At 58.4% G+C, this 19000-nt stretch carries 21 protein-coding genes; 3 read left to right on the plus strand and 18 right to left on the minus strand.

What is annotated here, in order from left to right; translation table 11 throughout:
* Positions 1–10: 10 nt before the first annotated feature.
* From rsxG to JOD69_RS02510, 9 genes are all read right to left on the minus strand, one after another.
* Positions 11–715: an electron transport complex subunit RsxG gene (gene rsxG / locus JOD69_RS02470; protein WP_086135367.1), complete on the minus strand. Its 705-nt coding sequence runs from the start codon at positions 713–715 to the stop codon at positions 11–13.
* Complete coding sequence (locus tag JOD69_RS02475; protein WP_086135366.1) at positions 712–1791, minus strand: RnfABCDGE type electron transport complex subunit D; 1080 nt, start codon at positions 1789–1791, stop codon at positions 712–714. Before JOD69_RS02475 ends, rsxG begins: the two co-directional genes overlap by 4 nt.
* Entirely contained in the window at positions 1788–3260 is a 1473-nt protein-coding gene (gene rsxC / locus JOD69_RS02480; protein WP_086135365.1) for an electron transport complex subunit RsxC, read from the minus strand. The genes JOD69_RS02475 and rsxC overlap by 4 nt, the downstream gene beginning before the upstream one ends.
* Before the next feature lie 2 nt (positions 3261–3262).
* On the minus strand, positions 3263–3808 hold the full coding sequence (gene rsxB / locus JOD69_RS02485) for an electron transport complex subunit RsxB (protein ID WP_077729023.1): 546 nt from the start codon (positions 3806–3808) through the stop codon (positions 3263–3265).
* Between the two features lie 8 nt (positions 3809–3816).
* A complete protein-coding gene (gene rsxA / locus JOD69_RS02490) occupies positions 3817–4398 on the minus strand; it encodes an electron transport complex subunit RsxA (protein ID WP_077729022.1) in 582 nt (193 codons plus the stop codon).
* A 32-nt stretch (positions 4399–4430) separates the two neighbouring features.
* Positions 4431–4712, minus strand: a complete 282-nt coding sequence (locus JOD69_RS02495; RefSeq protein ID WP_077729021.1) for a hypothetical protein — start codon at positions 4710–4712, stop codon at positions 4431–4433.
* A 61-nt stretch (positions 4713–4773) separates the two neighbouring features.
* Positions 4774–5097 carry a Rieske 2Fe-2S domain-containing protein gene (locus JOD69_RS02500; protein ID WP_086135501.1) on the minus strand — a complete coding sequence of 108 codons (324 nt, stop codon included), beginning with the start codon at positions 5095–5097 and terminating at the stop codon, positions 4774–4776.
* Between the two features lie 9 nt (positions 5098–5106).
* Positions 5107–5331, minus strand: coding sequence for a hypothetical protein (locus JOD69_RS02505; RefSeq protein ID WP_210023784.1), 225 nt, complete (start codon positions 5329–5331; stop codon positions 5107–5109).
* A gap of 20 nt (positions 5332–5351) precedes the next feature.
* Positions 5352–6695: a 4Fe-4S dicluster domain-containing protein gene (locus JOD69_RS02510; protein WP_086135500.1), complete on the minus strand. Its 1344-nt coding sequence runs from the start codon at positions 6693–6695 to the stop codon at positions 5352–5354.
* A gap of 367 nt (positions 6696–7062) precedes the next feature.
* Between JOD69_RS02510 and JOD69_RS02515 the strand changes: the two genes are divergently transcribed.
* The gene (locus tag JOD69_RS02515) at positions 7063–7416 is read left to right on the plus strand and encodes a hypothetical protein (RefSeq protein WP_139841157.1); all 354 of its coding nucleotides are present in this window, start codon (positions 7063–7065) and stop codon (positions 7414–7416) included.
* Between the two features lie 108 nt (positions 7417–7524).
* Here the strand turns inward: JOD69_RS02515 and nifA are convergent, their stop codons facing one another.
* The 4 genes from nifA to JOD69_RS02535 form a co-directional block, all read right to left on the minus strand.
* Positions 7525–9150 carry a nif-specific transcriptional activator NifA gene (gene nifA / locus JOD69_RS02520; RefSeq protein ID WP_086135363.1) on the minus strand — a complete coding sequence of 542 codons (1626 nt, stop codon included), beginning with the start codon at positions 9148–9150 and terminating at the stop codon, positions 7525–7527.
* A 353-nt stretch (positions 9151–9503) separates the two neighbouring features.
* Complete coding sequence (gene cysE / locus JOD69_RS02525) at positions 9504–10331, minus strand: serine O-acetyltransferase (RefSeq protein ID WP_086135362.1); 828 nt, start codon at positions 10329–10331, stop codon at positions 9504–9506.
* A gap of 825 nt (positions 10332–11156) precedes the next feature.
* Complete coding sequence (locus JOD69_RS02530; RefSeq protein ID WP_077729016.1) at positions 11157–12269, minus strand: patatin-like phospholipase family protein; 1113 nt, start codon at positions 12267–12269, stop codon at positions 11157–11159.
* 102 nt (positions 12270–12371) lie between these two features.
* On the minus strand, positions 12372–13064 hold the full coding sequence (locus tag JOD69_RS02535) for a hypothetical protein (RefSeq protein ID WP_086135361.1): 693 nt from the start codon (positions 13062–13064) through the stop codon (positions 12372–12374).
* A 100-nt stretch (positions 13065–13164) separates the two neighbouring features.
* Here JOD69_RS02535 and JOD69_RS02540 point away from each other — a divergent pair, with 100 nt between their 5' ends.
* A complete protein-coding gene (locus JOD69_RS02540) occupies positions 13165–13434 on the plus strand; it encodes a hypothetical protein (protein WP_086135360.1) in 270 nt (89 codons plus the stop codon).
* Between the two features lie 134 nt (positions 13435–13568).
* On the plus strand, positions 13569–13784 hold the full coding sequence (locus JOD69_RS02545) for a hypothetical protein (protein ID WP_139841156.1): 216 nt from the start codon (positions 13569–13571) through the stop codon (positions 13782–13784).
* A 432-nt stretch (positions 13785–14216) separates the two neighbouring features.
* Here the strand turns inward: JOD69_RS02545 and eboE are convergent, their stop codons facing one another.
* From eboE to JOD69_RS02570, 5 genes are read right to left on the minus strand one after another with little or no spacing between them, the layout of a single operon-like run.
* The gene (gene eboE / locus JOD69_RS02550; RefSeq protein WP_086135359.1) at positions 14217–15461 is read right to left on the minus strand and encodes a metabolite traffic protein EboE; all 1245 of its coding nucleotides are present in this window, start codon (positions 15459–15461) and stop codon (positions 14217–14219) included.
* A complete protein-coding gene (locus tag JOD69_RS02555) occupies positions 15458–16336 on the minus strand; it encodes a TatD family hydrolase (protein WP_086135358.1) in 879 nt (292 codons plus the stop codon). Before JOD69_RS02555 ends, eboE begins: the two co-directional genes overlap by 4 nt.
* Before the next feature lie 26 nt (positions 16337–16362).
* The gene (locus JOD69_RS02560; RefSeq protein WP_139841155.1) at positions 16363–17223 is read right to left on the minus strand and encodes an EboA domain-containing protein; all 861 of its coding nucleotides are present in this window, start codon (positions 17221–17223) and stop codon (positions 16363–16365) included.
* A 46-nt stretch (positions 17224–17269) separates the two neighbouring features.
* The gene (locus tag JOD69_RS02565) at positions 17270–18148 is read right to left on the minus strand and encodes a UbiA family prenyltransferase (RefSeq protein ID WP_086135356.1); all 879 of its coding nucleotides are present in this window, start codon (positions 18146–18148) and stop codon (positions 17270–17272) included.
* Positions 18145–18993: a sugar phosphate isomerase/epimerase gene (locus JOD69_RS02570; RefSeq protein WP_086135355.1), complete on the minus strand. Its 849-nt coding sequence runs from the start codon at positions 18991–18993 to the stop codon at positions 18145–18147. The genes JOD69_RS02565 and JOD69_RS02570 overlap by 4 nt, the downstream gene beginning before the upstream one ends.
* Between the last annotated feature and the right edge of the window lie 7 nt (positions 18994–19000).

Raw genomic sequence — 19000 nt, forward strand, 5'->3', positions numbered from 1 at the left:
CTTTCCTCCGCTATTCGGTTGCCGCTAAAAGCTCCTGGCGGTGGCGCTCGAAAAATTTGAGCCCGCCTTCGACGCCCTTGACCACCGCCCGCGGCGTAATGGTGGCGCCGGCGAATTGGTCGAAGTCGCCGCCGTCCTTTTTGACCCGCCAGCCTTGCGGGGACGTATTGCTCAGGGATCGGCCGTTAAACCCCAGAATCCAGCCGGACTTGGAGGTTTCGACCTTATCGCCCAAGCCCGGCGTCTCGGCATGCGAGATAACCCGAACGCCCAGGATTTTTCCGTCGCGGTCCACGCCCACCATCAGGGTAAGGTCGCCGGCATAGCCGCCGGTAGCCAGCATCTTGAACGCCACGGCGGTGACTTCGCCGCCCTTCTTGGCGACGAAAACCTCGGTTTGATCAAGGCCGGTCCCTTCTCCCGCCGACGGAATCACCCGCAGGCTTGCAAGCACGTCGTTATCGTAAAGCGCTTCCGGCAGCACCTGTCCCAGCGTCGCCCGGAGATCTTCGGCCTGGCGCTCCGCGATCGCCTCTTTGGTGACCAGATCGCCTATCCCTAAGAGCAGACTGGCAGCCAGGGCGCAAACGGCCAGCAAATAAGTCTGATAGTCCAAACGCTGCCGAAGCGCATCCAGATCATCGAAGTTTCGGCGCAGTCTTTGCCATCGCAGGAGTGCAAATTGCAGAAGCGCCTCTTTATTCAAGGCGATCATTCTTTACCCTCCGGCAATTTCAAGGGCTTGCCCTTGTAATCGCGCCCGTAGATGCGGGGCCGGACGTAATAGTCGATCACCGGCGTCAGCGCGTTCATCAACAGCACGGCGAAGCCCACGCCCTCGGGAAACCCGCCCCAAGTGCGGATGACGAAGATCAAGAGTCCGCAGCCGGCACCGAAAATCAGCTGCCCTTTTGGGCTGCCGGGCGAGGTGACGTAATCGGTTGCGATAAAGAACGCGGCCAGCATCACGCCGCCGGCTCCGAGGTGCCACAGCGGACCGAGATAACGATCGCCGTCGATGAGGTGGAAGATGGTTGCGAGGCCGGCAACGGTGACCAGCAAGGCTACCGGGATGTGCCAAGTGATGATCCGCTTCCAAAGCAGCCATACGCCGCCGACCGCCACCAGCAGGGCCGAGGTTTCGCCAAGGCTGCCGGGAATCCAGCCCAGCCATGCTCCGGCCAGGCCGAACTGTCCGTTCGCAAACGCCTCGACTAGCGTTTTGCCTTGAGACAATTCGGTCTTGGCATGGCCTATGACGGTCGCACTGGCGAAACCATCGATGCCGGCACCGCCAAAGGTGATTCCCAATGCCTGGAGCAGGCCGGGGGCGTGCCCGGAGAATAGAGGCGCCGGCTGGACCCAGGTCGTCATTTCCAGCGGAAACGACACCAGCAGGGCGACACGCGCGAGCATCGCCGGATTGAACAGATTTTGGCCGATGCCGCCGTAGATCTGCTTGCCGACGATGATGGCGAGGCCCGCTCCGGTCACGCCTATCCACCAGGGCGCCCAGGGCGGAAGGCTCAAAGCCAGCAACCACCCGGTCAACAGTGCGGAACCGTCCAACAAAAAAAGCGAAGCCGGTTTGCCTGCCAACTTCAGGCAAACGGCTTCGAACAGCACCGCTGACAAGACAGTAGTCGAAAACAGATAAAGGGCCGGCCAGCCGAATAGAAACAGGCCGAAAGCGGTAGCCGGCACCAGTGCCAATACCACCTGCGCCATGATGGCTTGCACCGGATGGTCGGCGCCGGTTAACGGAGCGACGGGCAGGTATACCTTGCTCATGACGCATCCTCCTTGGCGGAAGCCTGCGCCTTGCGCGCCGCAGCCGCTTGTTTGGCCCTTTCCAGCCGCAGCCGCTTCTCCTCGGCCAGGCGATTGGTCTGCTCGGTTTTCTGCTGCGCCTGTTGGCGCGCCATCAATTCCCCGCTCGCATATTTGAAGTAATGCACCAGGGGAATTCGCGACGGACAGACATAGGAACATGAACTACAGCTGATGCAGTCCCTAAGCCCGAAACTCACTGCGGCGTCCAGCTGGCCGGCGCGGATGCGGGTCATCATTTCCAACGGCAGCAATCCGACCGGACAAGCCGAGACGCAACGCCCGCAGCGGATGCAGGGCCTGGCGTCCGCAGCCTGGATTTCTTCGGGCGTCAGCGCCAGGATGCCGCTGGTGCGCTTGACCAAGGGCACTTGAACGTGAGGCAGATGATCGCCCATCATCGGCCCGCCCATCACGTAGCGGGCCGTCCGTTCGGGCTTGTGCCCGCAGAAGGCGAGCAGCTCGGACAACAGCGTACCGAACGGCGCCTCCACGTTGCGCGGCGACTCCACCGCTTCGCCGCTTACCGTAACCACCCGGCTGATCAGCGGCCGTCCGTAACGAACGGCCCGTTGCACGGCATAAGCGGTCGCGACGTTGTGCAGCAGCACGCCCACGTCGGTGGGACGCCCCCCCGCGGGCACTTCCTTGCCGGTCAGATGGGTGACGAGATTCTTTTCCCAGCCCATGGGATACAGGGACGGCACCTGCACGACCTCGATGCGGCCGTGTTTTTTCGCCGCATCGAGCATGGCGGCATACGCTTCCGGCTTGTTGTCCTCGATCGCGATCAAGGCGGTCGGGCATTGCAACCCGTGCAGCATGATCCGGACGCCCTCGACGATCTCCGCGGCGCGCTCCCGCATCAGCCGATCGTCGCAGGTCAGATACGGTTCGCACTCGCCGCCGTTGATGATGAGCGTGTTGATCCGAGTCCGCCATCCGAGGTTCAGCTTCATCGCCGACGGGAAGGCGGCTCCTCCCAGGCCGACGATGCCGGCCTGGTCGACGCGGGCGCAGAGTTCCTCGGGTGTCAGGCTGAACGGATCAGCTTCGCCAGCCCCCTCGATCCAGCGATCCTCCCCGTCCGGTTCGAGAACGATGGTCGGGGTCGGGAGTCCCGAAGGATGCGGCGCCGGATATTCTTCGATGCCGGCCACGGTTCCGGAAGTCGAGGCATGCACCGAGGCCGAGACCGCACCCCGGCTCGCCGCGAGCAATTGCCCTTTCAGCACCTTGTCGCCCGCCCGGACCACCGGTTCCGCAGGTTGCCCCAAGTGTTGCTGCAGCGGCAGGTAAAGCCGTTCCGGCAAAGGGAAATCTGTGACTATGGGTTTATCGGCGGTCGATTCCTTGCGGGATTCCGGATGGACACCGCCCCGGATTTTGCTGCGTCGGCGCCATAGCGCATTGATGTCCAGTACGACCATTTTCAGGCTCCCGCTGCAGCGAGATCGGGTTTGGCCCAGCGCCAGTTACGCAAGGTGGTTTTGATGGGCTGCATCCCGAGACATTCGGTCGGGCAGACCTCCACGCACTTTCCGCAGGCGATGCAGGCATCGGCGACCACGGCATGAATCTGCTTGGGCGCTCCCACGATGGCGTCCGTAGGACACACCTTGAAGCAGCGGGTGCAGCCGATGCAGGTCGCTTCGCTGACTCTCGCCACCATGGGAACCTGGTCTTCCACGCCGGCCAGATCGATGTCCAGCGAGAGCTTGCTCGCCAACTGTTCGGCCAAGGCCTTTCCGCCGGGCGGACACAGCGTGGCGGACGCCTTGCCGGCCACCAGGGCTTCCGCCGCCGGCCGGCAGCCGGGATAGCCGCATTGGCCGCATTGCGAGCCCGGCATCATCTTTTCGATCTCGTCGACCAGCGGGTTGTCTTCGACCTTGAAGTAGCGGGCGGCGGCGCCCAGCATGAAGCCCAGAGCAAGTCCTAAAGCGGTAAGACTGAGTACGGCGAATAGGATGTACATAAGCTGGCCTAATGTGTGTTGAGTCCTGCGAATCCCATGAATGCCAGGGACAGAATCCCGGCGGAGATGAAAGCGATCGGCACGCCGGCGAAAGCTTCCGGAACGCTCATGAGGGCCAGGCGCTCCCGAATGCCGGCGAAAATGACCATGACCAGGGTGAATCCCAGGGCGGAACCGAATCCGAATAGGGCGCTGTGCAGGAAATCGTATTCCTGCTGGATGTTCAGAAGGGCCACTCCCAGCACGGCGCAGTTGGTCGTGATGAGCGGCAGAAAAATGCCGAGGACTTGATAAAGTACCGGGCTGGTCTTGCGAACGACCATTTCGGTGAACTGAACCACGGCGGCGATGACCAGGATGAACGACAGAATCCTGAGGAAGCCGATGTCGAGGGGGGCCAGCAGGTAGTGCTCCAGGAGCCAACTGGCCACGGCGGTCAGCGTGAGCACGAAGGTGGTCGCCAAACCCATGCCGAGCGCCGAATCCAGCTTCTTCGACACGCCCATGAAGGGACACAGCCCCAGGAACTTGACCAGCACCACGTTGTTGACCAACGCAGTCCCCAGCAAAAGCATCAAGTAATCGCGCATCGTGTTCTCGCCTCCGCCGATTGCCGTATCCGTCAGTCCGTATTCTCCATTCGCGCGGGCGTGCTCGCGGCGCTTTTGCTGGCCTCATGACCAGAAGCGACGAGCTCTTCCTTTCCGATCGCGCCGCAGGCATAACACTTGAACGCGACGCTGAATCCCTGCTTGCTGCAGGCATGTTCCTTGGCTTGCCGGCAGCCCACGGCTCCGCAGGCCGTGCAGCGGTAGAGCTGGCCCCTGCAGGCACTGGCATACCCGCCGATCCTTTCACCGTCGCAGATCGACATGTCGTTCTTTAATTTTTCGTAATTCGCCATAACAGTCTTCCCAAGTTACTACCAATAAAAAACCCCAAGATTCGTGAGAACGCTCTCCGCATCAGGACGGGGAGCACCCCGAAAGATCGACCTGAACCATCCCGTCTTCGATCCGAAGCGGATACTCTTCCAGCGCGCAGCGCGGCGGAATCAGGCCTTGGCCGGTACGCGCGTCGAACACCCAGTTGTGGAAGGTGCAAGTGATGGTCCGTCCGTTGAACCCGCCGTATTTCAAACGGGCGTTGTGATGCGGGCAGGTGCCTTGAAAGGCCTTGAGCTCCCCGCCATCCGGCCAGACCAGCAATATTTCGCGGCCTTCCACGGTAAAAGGCACCATGTCGCCTTCGCCGAGGTTTCTGTGCTTGCATAGGCTGGTGTAACTCACCGTCACCACCTACCAGGGGACCGAGGCGTCTACCAGCTTGGCCTTGATTCCGGCCGCTTCCATGTCCGCCAGGGTTTTGTAAAAGGTGCCTTCATGGATGAGCGTGCCTTTCTGGGACAGCACCGCGACATAACGCGCCACGGTATCGACCTCGCAGCGGTAACCGCCGCCCGGCTCCTCGATCCGACGGGCATTGCCGGCCCAATCCACGAAAAAACCCGATGCAACCGTCATGCTCTCTTCTCCCCTCTGCTTCAAGTAGCCAAGGCCATCCGCAGCACCCGTGCGAAATGCACGCTCTCGCGTTGTGCGCCGTCGCGAATCTGATGACGGCAACTGGTACCGTTGGCGATCAATAAGGTATCGGTATCGGCTTCCCGCACTTTCGGCAACAACGCGAGCTCGGCCATCCGCATGGACACTTCGTAGTGTTCGGCCTCCAGCCCGAAGGCGCCGGCCATCCCGCAGCAGCTCGACTCGATGAACTCGACCTGGAGTTCCGGCACCAGACCCAAGACTTTCCGCATCGCTTTCAATGCGCCAAAGGCCTTTTGGTGGCAATGTCCGTGTACCATCGCCCGCGCGCCAGGCACGGATTTGAACGCCAGCTTGAGGCGCTTGGCGTCGTGTTCGCGGGCCAAAAACTCTTCCAGGAGGACCGCCGCCTTGGCGATCTTGTCGACCTTCTCCCCCAATCCGAGGCTGTAATACTCGTCGCGCAGCATGAGGAGACAGGACGGCTCCAGTCCGACCACGGGGAGCCCGCGCTCCACATAGGGCCACAGCGTTTCGACCATGCGCCGGGCCTCTGCCCGTGTTTCCGCGATCAAGCCGTGAGAAAGAAAAGTGCGCCCGCAGCATAGAGGCCGTTCTCCGGCCGGCGGCCTCGCGATGTGTATCCGATAGCCTCCCGCCAGCAGTACTTCCAGCGCGGCCTCCGCGGTTTCGGTATCGAAATGGTTGGAGAAGGTATCCACTAGCAGGACGATTTCGCGGCCGTCCGGAGCACCGATGCCTTCTCTCGGTGCAGAAGCAAGAAAACTCCGGGCTGCGCCACGCGGCAGCGAACGCTTGGCGGCGATACCAAACACGCGTTCGACCCATCGCGCCAAAAAGGGGAAGCGTTCACGGAAAGAAATCAGCGGATTCAGCGCCGCGAGCCGGTGGGCGAAACGCGGCAGATGGGCGAAGAGACGCTCGCGTAACGGCGCTCCGCCGAGCGCTGCCCAGCGCTGAGCGAGCGTTTCGACGCGAAGCAGCGCCATGTCCACGCCGTTCGGGCACTCGCGCTTGCAGCCTTTGCAGCCCACGCACAAATCCATTGCCTCGGCGAGTTCCGGACCGACAAAAGGCTTAACGCCGTACTCGCCGTTCAAGGCAGCCTTGAGCGTGGCAGCCCGGTGCTGAGTCGAGTGTGCGACATCCTGAGTGGCGCGAAAGCTCGGGCACATCACGCCCTTTTCGGTGCGCTGGCACTGTCGGTTGCCGATACAGACGGCCGCGGCCTTGCCGAAGGCGCCGCCCGCGGCAGGTACCGCCGCGTAGGCGTCGCCAGCACCGTAGCTGTCATAGGCCGACCAGTCGAGTTGGGTATCCATCGCGCTCAATGAGAATAAAAAGCCGTCGCCAAGCATCAAGCAATAACGATGCCCATTCTCAATATAGACGCACAATACTGTTTTATAAGGATGTTTTTGAAATCGCCAGCGCCTGATTCGATTTTTCGCTATGTCAGGTTCGTGACAAAACCCTGTCTCCGTATTCCTCTTGTCGCGACCCCGAGGCGCATTTCCGACAAAACGGGGTTCATCGAGGTTCGGAAGTCCCCGCCGCTATTTACAAATCGCGAGCTCGCTATTTCCTTTACTAAATAGCGCAAGAATGTAGAATCGGCGCGTTCGGGGCTTGCATCGCACTCGACGGGCTGCCGAATCTGCACAACTTTCCTGATCGATGGGGTTCGCCATGACCATTCAGTGGAACGCCGATCTGCCGGACGACTATCACCGGCAAGCCATAGCGCCCGTGAGTTTCGAGCGCCACGTGGATACCTTCGCTCATGCCAGCAAGGAGCTAGGATTCGATGATGCCGGAGAACGATGCTTCTATCGGCATGAATTCACGCTGACCGAGGACCGCTTCGACGCGGAGGAATTTCCGGTCGAGGTCGGCGTTTACTGGGAAAGGGTCATCGCCTGGCGGCTCGTCAGCGGACTATGGCTTAAGCTGAAAATCTGGGCCGATCGCCTCGACCGATGCCCCCGCCGCTTCGTTACGCAAGCGCCGGAGCTCGTCGAGGAAGCGGAGATCGAGCGTTAGCGCCTTTTCACTTCGAACAGGTTTCGATTCCTGGGTCATCGCGAACGATGCGGTTCATGCCTCACCGCGTCCTATGGACTCAAGGCGGGCAGCCAACTGGGAAAGGCTCTAAAGCTTCTTGATCTCGATGTTGTATTTCTGAAGAGCGTAGTGCATCTGCCGCGTCGTCATCCCGAGCAGCCGCGCGGCCTTGGCCTGCACCCACCCGCACTCCTCCATCGCCCAGATCAGCCTTTCGCGCGTCGATTTGAATTCCGGCACTCCTCTTCCCGCTTGCGAATCGTGATCGGGTTCGGCTGCGGCGGGAGCTTCCGCGGAAACGGCCGGAACCGGGCTCGACATTTGCGAGATCGGCCTCAGCGCCAGCGAAAAACACATGTTTTTCTGGCATGGCAGATTGATGTCGCGAATCGTTTTGCCGCGGGACATGGCCGCAGTCCGCTCCACGCAGTTTTCCAGCTCGCGGACGTTGCCGGGCCAATAGCATTCCGCCAGGATCTGTTTCGCCTCCGGCGACAGCATGAGCTGGCGCTGATTGGCGTGGTTGAAGCGTTCCAGGAAATGATCGGCCAATGGAAAGATGTCTTCGCGCCGTTCGCGCAGCGCCGGCAGGAGAATGGATATCACATTGATCCGAAAATAAAGGTCGGCCCGGAATTCGCCCTTGAGCACCGCATCCTCGAGATTGCGGTTGGTGGCCACGATCAGCCGTACGTCGACCTGTATCGGTTTATTGCCGCCCACCCGTTCGAATTCCCGTTCCTGCAGCACGCGCAGAAGCTTGACCTGGAAATTGGGAGATACGTCGCCGATTTCGTCGAGAAACAGCGTTCCGCCGTGGGCCAGCTCGAAGCGGCCTTTTCGCTCCTGCGTCGCGCCGGTGAAAGATCCTTTCTCGTGGCCGAACAACTCGGATTCCAGCAGGGTCTCGGACAAGGCGGCGCAATTGACCCGCACGAAAGGCCCGTCTTTGCGCGCGCTCAGATGGTGAATCGCGTGCGCGATCATCTCCTTGCCGGTCCCGGTTTCGCCGCGCAGCAGCACCGTGGAATGAACCGAGGCCGCCCGTTCCACGTCCGCAAACACCTCTTGCATGCGCTGGCTCTGGCCGATGACGTTGACCAGTCCTCGAACGGGCTGGGCCGCCTTTTGCAAGCGGTGCTGCTCTATGATCCGCTGTTCGCGTTCCGCAGCCACGAGCTGGTGGAGCCTGATCGCCTGGCCGACCAGATTGGCCACCATCTTGAGCAAACGGACGTCGTGCTCCAGATGCCCATGGTAGGTCGTCATGTCGCGGTCGGCGCTGAGGACGCCTATCGTGTCCCCCATGGCCTTGATCGGAATGCCTATGAACGCGATCCTTTGCCCGCTCGAAAGATCGCGCGAGCCCGTCCTGTTCAGAAACTGCGGCTCTTCGGCGATATTGCGAACGACGATGGGAACGCCTGTCTTGATGATCTTGCCGACGATTCCTTCGCCCTTCCGGAATTGTCCTCGCTCGATTTCATCGCGAGACAAACCCGCCGCCCCAATAACATGCACGTCGGCGTTGTCCTGCACCAAGCTGATCATGCAGCGCAGCATGTGCATGTGCGATGAAAGAACGTTGAGCGCCTCCCGGAGGGTTTTATGGAGATCCAGGGAGGAGCTGAGAATCTTGCTGATCTCGTAAATCGTGATCAGCTCCAAATTCCTTTGCTTTTCCAATGGGTTAGCTGCTTCTCTTGCTGACATAGCCGGCCTCGTACGGTGGGATTAGCCCGCAATTCCCTGACATGCTCGACTGCAGCTCTGATGAGCCTCCGCTGGCAACTTCAGAACTCGATTAAAGGGATGAAGCAGGTTTTATGCCCGGTTTCGGCTTTGGAAATGGACCTCGGCCGCCCGGTTACGATCCGGAACGGCTGCCTTGGTCATAGGTAGCCCCGAAGGGCAATGCCGGTCGCCATCGGACCGGCGGGACTGGTTCGATCAAGCTACGGAAAATGCGGCATGGGGCACGTCGATAAACGGTTCAAGATTGGCGGAGATTTGCTGTATTCGAGGCCGGAGTTCATCCCATCCTCACCACGTCGGGCAAGCCTGGCTCAGAGCCGCCCACCTCTTATATTGCCGACGTTTCGCAATGCGTATAAACGGTCATTTTCAGGAGGAGTCATCGCGGCAACCAGATTTTCCAGCGACTCGATGCGAGCCTTCATGTCGGCCATGGTCTGATTCACGACATCCGGGATGTGGTGATGATCGAGATCGATCCGCTGCGGATTCATGGTAACGCCTTCCTTGGGCTGCACGATCCTCCCTGGAATGCCGACCACGGTCCGGTTTGCCGGCACGTCCTTGACGACGACCGAATTGGCGCCTACGCGCACATTGTCGCCAAGGGTAATCGGCCCGAGAATCTTGGCGCCGGCGCCGACCAGAACGCCGTCGCCCAGAGTCGGGTGGCGCTTGCCTTTGTTCCAGCTCGTACCTCCCAGCGTGACGCCATGGTAAAGCGTGACGTCATCGCCGATTTCCGCCGTTTCGCCTATGACCACCCCGGCTCCGTGATCGATGAAAAAGCGGCGGCCGATGGTCGCTCCGGGATGAATGTCGATATTGGTCCAAAGCCGCGTCAAGAACGCCAGCAAGCGCGCCCCGTAAAAAAATCCGCGTTGCCACAGACGATGGGCCACGCGGTGTATGAGAACGGCATGCAGGCCGGGGTAAGTCGTCAACACTTCGAAGCGAGTACGGGCGGCGGGATCGCGGCCGAAAACGCAGGCCACGTCTTCTCGCCATTCCGCGAATAGATTCTGCGCCCGGGAACCGGCGGACGGTCTTGGCGACGGGGCCGATGCGGGCCGAGCGTCCGAATCCGAGAGAGATTCAACTTTGCGGTCCAGAATCTCATAGCTCGCTTGATGTCTCATGGTCCCGCTACCTCTATCTCGCTCGTGGGCCGTTGACGGCTTGAAAAGTACTCGTGGAGAAATACCGACTGACGGTGGCCTCGGTTTGATGAATTCGCATTCGCGTACAGCCATTCGGCAATGATTTGGTTCTTCGGAAGCATGCCTCATGCCATGGCAAATCCAGACCAAAATGCCTTTAAATCAATGCTTGGCGGACGTATGCCGATCGAAGCCGATAGTGGCAAACACGACAATCCGTAATTAATTGTGAGACTTCTTACAAATTCGGGTGGCGAATCCGTTCTCGTCGTCCAAACGATTCTTGGAGATTCGAGACGATCGCGGATGGGGCACAAGCTTGCCCCTTATAGTGCAGTCGTTGAGTTTTTCGTGAGGATTTGCGGTTCGCGCTGAACCACTATGGACGGCGCGGCACCATATTAGCGCATAGCTGGCGGATACGTTTTCCGTGGCCGAATCATACCTTCGAAAATTGCGCTATAGTTCAAACACTTATCGGATGATCAATATCTGGCACAACCGTTGCTTAAAGATTATCGGCATATCTTATCCTCCCACTTCAACGAGTGTTGAGTTAACCCGGCTTCGGCCGGGTTTTTTATTGGGAATAAAAAAAGCCCCGTTTGTCGGGGCGGTTCGTCCGTGAACCTGGTTGGCGGCGCCATTCTGTCGCACCGCTACCCGCGCGGAAATGCGTATTAATGCGTATTCCGGGATATTACGGTTTGCCGTCCGGAGAATTTGGTCTACGCTGAATATGTCGCATCAATTCTTGTGATTGTCTTCGGCGACAACCCGGCTCGCACCCCGTAGCCGGGTTTTTTATGGGTCCATCGGCGGACGGGAACTCGTTTGTTTTAACCTTGATTCCAAAAACCGCCGTCCTTGCTCTTCGCCATCCTGGACGAGACGGGCGATATGTTCGGGGCAGCGATCGAGTTTGCTTTCGTAATTCAAGCTTTTCGCCAATTCGACCGACATCTCTATTCTCGGGATATGGTAGGGCGCGTCCGGATCGTCGGGGAACGATCGAGGAATCTTTATTGGTTCCTTGATATCGAATTCGGCCAAAAATTCGTCCTTGAACGCTCCTGCGACGATGAAATCGTTGATCCGCTCGATTTGGCGCAGACTGTGAAACAAGGATATGTTGCCCGTCAGTTCGTTATGGCGATCAAGAATGTCGTCCGGCGCGACCGGGATTTCATCGGCCGTGGTTGGATTGATCTTAATCACCCAGATTTCATTGGGGATGTTTCGAGCGCCGACGAACCGGGGATCGATCAAAGTAGAAATCGGCGGATTGTCGGAAAACAGCCCGTCCCAATAGGCCATTTCGCCAATCGACACCGCCGGGAAGATGCTGGGAACGCACGCCGAAGCGAGGAGATAGTCGATTTTGATCGGCTCGAGGTATGAACTGAACTTATGCAGTCGGCCGGTGAGCACATTGCAAGCGCCTATGATCAGAATCGGCGGCTCCGTTTGCTGACCCAGAGCGGCCAGTTTGTCTGCATCGATATGGGTTTCCAACAGCGTCCGAAGATCCGTGAATTCGTTCCGAATACCGAGAGTCGCAACCGAAAAGGAACTGCGCGCCACCGGAGACGAGGGGCTCACGTTGTACTGGGGCATCAGTCCCTTTCCCGTCAGATAAAGCGAGTGGATAACGGAATCATTGAAAAGGCGTTCCTGATACGTCTGGGCGGTATTGTCGTTCCAGAAATCCAAAACCCGCTTGCAAAAGGGTTTTTCGCCGTGTTTCAAGGCGTACCAAAGCATGAAACCGCAGATGGCACCGCCCGAGGTTCCGCTAATGCTGACGATGTTGAAATGATCTTGAACATTGTTTTCCGCAAGGGCTTTGAAGACGCCGGCCGTAAACGCGGTTTGGCTTCCGCCTCCCTGGCAGGCGATGGCGACTTTGGGTTTCATCGAGAAAAATCCTCCGAAAATGCGTTAAGCAGATGATGAGCAGGATTGTGATTTCGTCCTGATCCCCGGTTTACCAACGGCCGGCCGAGTGGTTTCGCCTTTCTATCTAACCGGATAGGTCGCCAACTGGCCCAGCCCAACCAAAACCATCACCCCGGCGATGCTCAACAATGCGACGCGGACCCGAAACTTACTGAAATGCGCGGCGATGCCCGTGAAGAACAGGGCGGCGGAAAAGATCACCGTTGTGAGTACATAATCATCGCCTTGCTGGTTGGCTGCCTGGGCCTGATCGGAAGCCGTTCCCGCGTCCTGTTCCAATTGAGCAGCCCGGTCGGAAAGTTCCTGCCGGTACTCCGGCAGGACGAAGGGCGAGCTGGGTGCGGCAGCATTTTCCAGCGGCCGGCTGGCTATCCAGGCTTCGAAGGCCGGCCTGAATTCGGGTCGAAAGCGTTGTTCGAAGAATCTCGCCCGTTCTTTGTCGCCGTCCTTATAGGCATTGAGCCACTCGATGAAAAGCTCCAGGTCGACGGATCGGTAAAGATAGGCGAACGTGGACATGCGGGTCGCTTGGACCCACCGTATGGAGGAAGTGTTGTAGTTGGTCGATTGAACGCCGCTCCAGCGTTTGGACTGGTAACCGGCCCACGACGAAGCCAGAGCCGCAACCGACAGCAGGATCGCGCTGGCGATGTCCAGCCAATATTCGTATGACATAGAAGCTTGATGCTGCGCCGTCCCCTCATCAGAGGACGCGGCCGTCTTGCCGGATTCGGTGCTGTCGTCCTTTGCCATCGTTCCTCCCTGTTGTTGGCCTCACGGCCCCTTACTTCTCCATACTCAGGCCGCCGTTATTCGGAGCGTTTCCTCGATCGGCAGTCTCGGCAAAGACCGAATGATCGCCCTCGAAATCCCCAGGATGGATTTCGCTGCCCACTCCGGCGAGAGAATGCGCTCGGGGCGTTACACGATCAATACAGGAAATTACGGGGGGGAAGCACCGCTAACTCTCCTTCTTGGTTATGTTTATCGGGCGGAAAACCCGGTTTGGCCGGGTTTTTATCGGATGATTGATCAAAAGATCATGTCTTGTGACAAGCGACATCTAGCAAGATGCTTTGCACACAACTTTGCATCATTTGGCGCGAAGTTCTCTTTTTTATAAAAAAATCAACATAATACGTTTGCATATTGACTTGCACAAAAGTGTTCACCAATGTCGGACATCACTGTCGAAACCCATCGGGCAGGACCATTCACGTTTCGCGTCGGGGCCAAACTAGAAGCATTAAAAAGCTGTTGAATAGTAAAGAAATCAACCCACGACAGTACCAGGTACTGGAATATTTGGCGTCCCGTCCGAGCGGAATTAAGCTTTATGAACGCAATCTTTGGTATCGCTCTATTTACCGCAATGTTTCTGCAGCTACGGAAAGCCGCGATTGGAAAAACCTGCTGGCGCAGGGGTTGGTGGAAAAAACCGAGCATGGAGTTGTTTCTCTGAAGCGCATGTAGGCCACGACCAAGCGGTCTGATTCCATTCGGCATTCGAGTGAACATTAATCGTAGGGTGGGTTAGCGCAGCGTAACCCACCGATTCGAGGTCGCTCGGTGGGTTACGGCCTTGCGGCCTAACCCACCCTACAAAAATTAATGCCTTATTGAAAGCGATTTGGGATCACCTCCTTGCCGGCGGCACATAACCGCGGCTCGCCCTTTTTGTGCCGGCTGGAACACCGGCAAAGGGACCGGATGGGATCAAGAAAGGACAATACGCATCTTTCAAGTCGCTTGGCACATGGCCGCCTCGCTCATTGGACCACATTCTTTTCAAACCTCGCTGCTCTAACCAAGTGCTAGGTTTGAAGACAGGTCCTTAGACAGGATCGAGACGTGGCACAGACCTTTACCCTTTGATAGACCCGTTGCATCAAGAATATCCTCGTCTTACATGCTTATTTCTTGATCACACTCCGAGCCATGAAGCAGCTCTCGCTCGTTCATTTCTGCTTCAACCCATTGAATTTCCTGCACAAGGCTTGTCAGAAGACCGTCCTCGGTCTGGGGTCTTAGCTCTTCGGGCAGAACATGCCAGGTGTAGGTTTCAATTTCCAGGTGCGGTTTTGAGTCCGACGTGTTCCTGAGAAAGTCGAACACCTTACCGATCTGATCACGGGTCGTTCCTAATGCTCCATTTCCGAACCCGCTGATTTGTAACGGGACATGGAAGTGAATACGCCAAGGTGCATGCGCCGCCCAAGCGGAGTCATTCAATACGATGGGAAGATCCCTTGCACCTATTACTCGTCCATCGCCAAGTTGCGAACGTACTTGATGAAGGTACCGCGGCTCGGCAAAACCTTGTAAAACTTGCCGAACTTCCGGGTCCGACGGGTCGATGACCTCCAATGCGCTGGAAAGCTGAATTTTTCCGATTTCAATGCCTGCGTTTCGAAGTCGAGCCAATGACGCGGCAACATCTTCGAACATGACGGCTTGGTGGCAGACATCGAGGCATACGCCCAAGTACTCGCGAATCAGTTCGGGTTTCAGGCGTGCGCGCTGTGCCGCTTCCGGGAGATCGCGCTGAAAAAAAACAATGGCTTCATCGGTGGACTCCAGTGCGGCATCGGGCTCCATTTCCAGACACACGCGGATACGTTTGCCGCTGACTTCGTGCAGCCGTTCCAGTGCTGCTGCAAGTCTGCACAAAGTATCTGCCGCTTTTCGGGTTTGCTCGATCGTCCACCCATACCTGTATCCAAGGGGAACCGTCGATATGGTGGCCTCGCTTTGCCATTCCGGTAAGCATGCCGCGAGCAATTGGGCGAGATCGAGGGTGTAATCGTAACGTGCCGGTTCCGTCCAAGCGGGCAGGTAGACCCGTTCCTTGAGCGAGATCGAGTGAAATCCGCCGTATGGAAACCCGTTCAAGGTAAAGAGTTCGAGCCTGCATCGATTGAGAAGATCGATAAATTCGAGGCCCTGCCGGGATATTTCCCGCAACTCTGCCGCAACGCTTTGGCTGAGCCAGAGCCCGGTTCCCATGGATGCAATCCGGCGACGCTCGCGCACGCCGTTGACCGAATAGCTGATTACGCGGCGAACCTCGTCGAAGGTTTCTCCCGGGTGAACGTTGGCGCAATAAGTGAGCTCATGGCGATGCCATTTGGGTCGAGATGCGTCACTCACTGCACGACCGGTAGTTGTCCGCGCAGCACCGAATTGTTCTCCCAGAGTCGGGTCTGGTCGATTTTGACAGGTCCCACTTCTTCCAGGGAAATGCGGCCACTCTGCGCATAAAAGTTGATTGGGTTGACGTACAGCACGTACTCGATCTGATCCTCGTTGAACCCGGCCTGACGCATGGCTTCGCCCGTCTTCGGCACTTTGAGCGGATCGCTCCGCCCCCAGTCAGCGGCGCTGTTGACGACCATCTTTTCCAACCCGTATTTCTGCAGCAGGGCCACCATGCGGTCCTCGCTCATCTTGGTGTGCGGATATACCGAATGTCCGCGCCAGCAACCGGTCTCCAAAACCAAAGGCAGCGTCTCCTCGTTCAGATGATCGATCAACACCATTTCTTCATCCATGTTCATCTCCCGAATGAGGGCAATGGTTCGCTCGGTGCCGCGCTTTTTATCCCGATGGGGGGTGTGCACCAGCACCGGCAGGTTCAAGTCCTTGGCGATTTGCAACTGCTCGGCGAAGAATCGCTCTTCCCCGTCGGTCATGTCGTCGTAGCCGATCTCGCCTACGCCGACGACACCGTCCTTCTCGCAATAAAGCGGTATGAGTTTCATGACCTCTTCGGCTAGAGCCGTGTTGTTGGCTTCCTTCGGGTTCAGTCCGATAGTGCAATAATGCCGAATGCCGAACTGACTGGCCCGGAACCGCTCCCAACCGACGAGCGAGTCGAAGTAATCTATAAAAGTGCCCGGCTGGGTACGCGGTTGCCCCTGCCAGAAAGCGGGTTCCACTAAGGCCACGATGCCGGCGGCGGCCATGTTCTCGTAGTCGTCGGTGGTACGGGAAAGCATATGGATGTGAGGGTCGAAATAGCGCATGAAAAACTCCTGGACTTCAACTGATATCAACCACCTGCGGCGGCGCCTAGGACTTCCCGCACGTGCTCGTCCGTTTCGAGGCTAAACCGCTGATCGAGCGCGGCGCGCAGCTCCGGAAACCGCTTTAACGACTGCACCATGGCCTTCGCCGAGTAGTACCGATGCAGTGGATTCGGGTCGTCAAGATAACGACTTACAAACTCGACACCCTTCACTGAGGCATAGGGTAAAAGGGCCATCCAGATTTCCGGAGGCACGTCGCGATCGGCCGCCAACAGTTCGTCGACGTAGTCCTCGCACATGCGCGAGAGTTCGGAATTCACGCGTTGTCCGAGACCGTAGATCAAATCGGCGTTAAGGCGTACGAAGAGAGCCTTGAGCACCATCTGATTGAATTCCCGATCGGAATAATAGGCTGCGGGATAAGGATTCAGCAGTGCAACCGACGAAACCAGTACAAGGCTGTTGGCACGTCCGGCTTCCAGCGCCAGGGGCTTCAAGCGATCGGCGGAAGGAAACAGTGCCAGCCCTCTGACGATCGCGGCACGCTCGGATTCATCCCCTTGGCGAAAAAGGCTCGTTACCAGCGTCTCCGCCTGCTCCGGCTCCCGCTGCAAACATAGAAGAATCATGGCAATACGGCCTGCGTCGCCGCTTTCCCAGTGATCTATCGCGACCGGCCCGACTGAGCTAATCAAAGGCGAATATCCGGCGCCAAGCGGTTGGCGGCCAAGCTGCCGGCGGGCCTGGGTTGAACACCGGCCTAGATCGGTTGCCGGCGCTTTGCTGTTCTCGAGTTTAGTCAGCGCTTCCCGCAGCCAGTCATTCTGCTGGTCGGAGCAAACGTCGCCAATCGCGCTGACCAGGCTGTTCAACATCTCAGTCATTGATGAATCCGGTAAAAAGCCTGCCACGGGAGCGATCGATTCTTGTTTATGTAACCCTGATATGCCGGGCGAGCAGGCGGCTTGGCAAAACGAAGAATAACACCAGTACTCCACCCCACCAAGGTCCGCCGCAGAAAGCCAGCAAGGCGTCGAGCGGAATGATGCCCAGCACCAGGCTCTTGACGGAACGCTGCACGCTCTCCGGTGTCGGCTCGCGGTAGGTCGCTATCAGTTCCCGCAGAACGCTCCATAGAGCGAGCACCAAAAGGACCAAAGGCCAAGCGTGCGGCAGCGTTCCCGACATAACCAGACCGACAAGAAGCAGAGCGGCGCCGATGACTCCTACAATGCACTGCACGATAGGCCTTCGGGAGAATCCGGACGTCTCTATGGAACTGAGCCGAGTCAGGCTGATCACGTAAATCAGGATCACAAAGGGCACGGACAGCAGCGCGCCGTCGAGATCGACGATGGACAACCCGAGTACCCAGTTCAAATAGCGGCAGCCGCCCATCGCCAGGGCGCCGACGGCACTCCCTTTGGCCAAGCCGTCGTAGATAAAGATGAGCGCGGCCAGCGCGAGCGCCCAATACAACTGAGTCTCGCCGACCATCCCCGCGGAGACGACGCCTAACGCCAGGAGCAGCCCCCCCAGCAACCATGCCGTCGAAATCGGGACTCGACCGGAGGGGAGCGGTCGGAACGGACGATCGCGGCGATCTTCCTCGTAGTCGAAACAATCGTTGAAGACCATTCCGCCCGAATAAAGAAATGCCGAGGCCAGCATGAGAAGCAGCAAGCTTCCCCAGCGTATCTGCCCACCCGTTGCAATCAGATGGGCTGCCAGGCTGTTCGAAACGGCGGTAAAGGCGTTGGGAATGCGCACCAATTGCAAATAAGGCAGCCAGATTCTCTCGGCGATCACGGGTTTTCTCCCAACAGCGCAGTGAGATAAGCGAGCGCCCGGCTTCCCGCTTCCACGGGTTTATCGGGGTAGCTGTAGAGTTCGACGGTAATAAATCCCCCGTAGCCGATACCCCGCAAGGCGTGCAAGTAACGCTGGAAAGGCAGTTCGCCGTCGCCGGGAACTCGATGGAAATGTTTTCGGTCTTTGATGTCCTCGACGTGCACGTTCCAGATGCGTCCCTCCAGAGCGGAAACGGTTTCCTCGACAGGCTCGCCGTCAAGGAACGAGTGGCCGATATCGAGGTTGACGCCGAGCACAGGCGAACCCACGGCGCGGATCACGTCCAGCGCTTCGGAGGCCCGCTCGACCAGCAAGCCCGGTTCGTACTCGATGCCGATTCGAACGCCGTAATCGGCAGCCACGCCACAGATTCTGACTAGGCTTTCGACGAAATAGGCTATCGACCGCTCCGGTTCGCAGGCTGACGTCGGCCGGCCGGAGGTCACGCTCACACAGCGCGCGCCGACCTCTCTGGCCAGCCGGACAGCTTCGATGGTGTAGTTTTCGCGCCACCGCCGCAGCTTTTCGTCCGGGTTTGTGAGAGCCGGTTCGAACACGTTTTCCGGCGGCGAAGGCGAATAGTATCCATTGGCCGTATTCGCATTCAGATTGCTTACCCCCAGTCCCGTCTCGTTCAAGATCGCCTTTACTTCGTCCAACGCGCCGCGGTCGACCTGCCCCGGAAACCAGTGAGGACGATCGCAAAGTATCTCGACGCCGGCGAATCCCAGCGAGGCGATTTGCCGGAGTGATTCCGGCAAATCGAAGCGGGTAAAGGCGTTTGTGCTATACGCGAGCTGCATCTAAGTC

Origin of the sequence: Methylocaldum sp. RMAD-M (genome assembly GCF_017832375.1) — a bacterium.
Taxonomy (GTDB): domain Bacteria; phylum Pseudomonadota; class Gammaproteobacteria; order Methylococcales; family Methylococcaceae; genus Methylocaldum.

Excerpts from the sequence above, each read along its gene's own strand:
- rsxC (WP_086135365.1), bottom strand. The coding sequence starts at position 3,260 with ATGGTCGTACTGGACATCAATGCGCTATGGCGCCGACGCAGCAAAATC.
- nifA (WP_086135363.1), bottom strand. The coding sequence starts at position 9,150 with ATGTCAGCAAGAGAAGCAGCTAACCCATTGGAAAAGCAAAGGAATTTG.
- JOD69_RS02505 (WP_210023784.1), bottom strand. The coding sequence starts at position 5,331 with ATGACGGTTGCATCGGGTTTTTTCGTGGATTGGGCCGGCAATGCCCGT.
- JOD69_RS02475 (WP_086135366.1), bottom strand. The coding sequence starts at position 1,791 with ATGAGCAAGGTATACCTGCCCGTCGCTCCGTTAACCGGCGCCGACCAT.
- JOD69_RS02570 (WP_086135355.1), bottom strand. The coding sequence starts at position 18,993 with ATGCAGCTCGCGTATAGCACAAACGCCTTTACCCGCTTCGATTTGCCG.
- cysE (WP_086135362.1), bottom strand. The coding sequence starts at position 10,331 with ATGAGACATCAAGCGAGCTATGAGATTCTGGACCGCAAAGTTGAATCT.
- JOD69_RS02555 (WP_086135358.1), bottom strand. The coding sequence starts at position 16,336 with ATGCGCTATTTCGACCCTCACATCCATATGCTTTCCCGTACCACCGAC.
- JOD69_RS02560 (WP_139841155.1), bottom strand. The coding sequence starts at position 17,223 with ATGACTGAGATGTTGAACAGCCTGGTCAGCGCGATTGGCGACGTTTGC.
- JOD69_RS02540 (WP_086135360.1), top strand. The coding sequence starts at position 13,165 with ATGATCGCCCTCGAAATCCCCAGGATGGATTTCGCTGCCCACTCCGGC.
- JOD69_RS02530 (WP_077729016.1), bottom strand. The coding sequence starts at position 12,269 with ATGAAACCCAAAGTCGCCATCGCCTGCCAGGGAGGCGGAAGCCAAACC.
- JOD69_RS02495 (WP_077729021.1), bottom strand. The coding sequence starts at position 4,712 with ATGGCGAATTACGAAAAATTAAAGAACGACATGTCGATCTGCGACGGT.
- rsxG (WP_086135367.1), bottom strand. The coding sequence starts at position 715 with ATGATCGCCTTGAATAAAGAGGCGCTTCTGCAATTTGCACTCCTGCGA.
- rsxB (WP_077729023.1), bottom strand. The coding sequence starts at position 3,808 with ATGTACATCCTATTCGCCGTACTCAGTCTTACCGCTTTAGGACTTGCT.
- rsxA (WP_077729022.1), bottom strand. The coding sequence starts at position 4,398 with ATGCGCGATTACTTGATGCTTTTGCTGGGGACTGCGTTGGTCAACAAC.
- JOD69_RS02510 (WP_086135500.1), bottom strand. The coding sequence starts at position 6,695 with ATGGATACCCAACTCGACTGGTCGGCCTATGACAGCTACGGTGCTGGC.
- JOD69_RS02535 (WP_086135361.1), bottom strand. The coding sequence starts at position 13,064 with ATGGCAAAGGACGACAGCACCGAATCCGGCAAGACGGCCGCGTCCTCT.
- JOD69_RS02515 (WP_139841157.1), top strand. The coding sequence starts at position 7,063 with ATGACCATTCAGTGGAACGCCGATCTGCCGGACGACTATCACCGGCAA.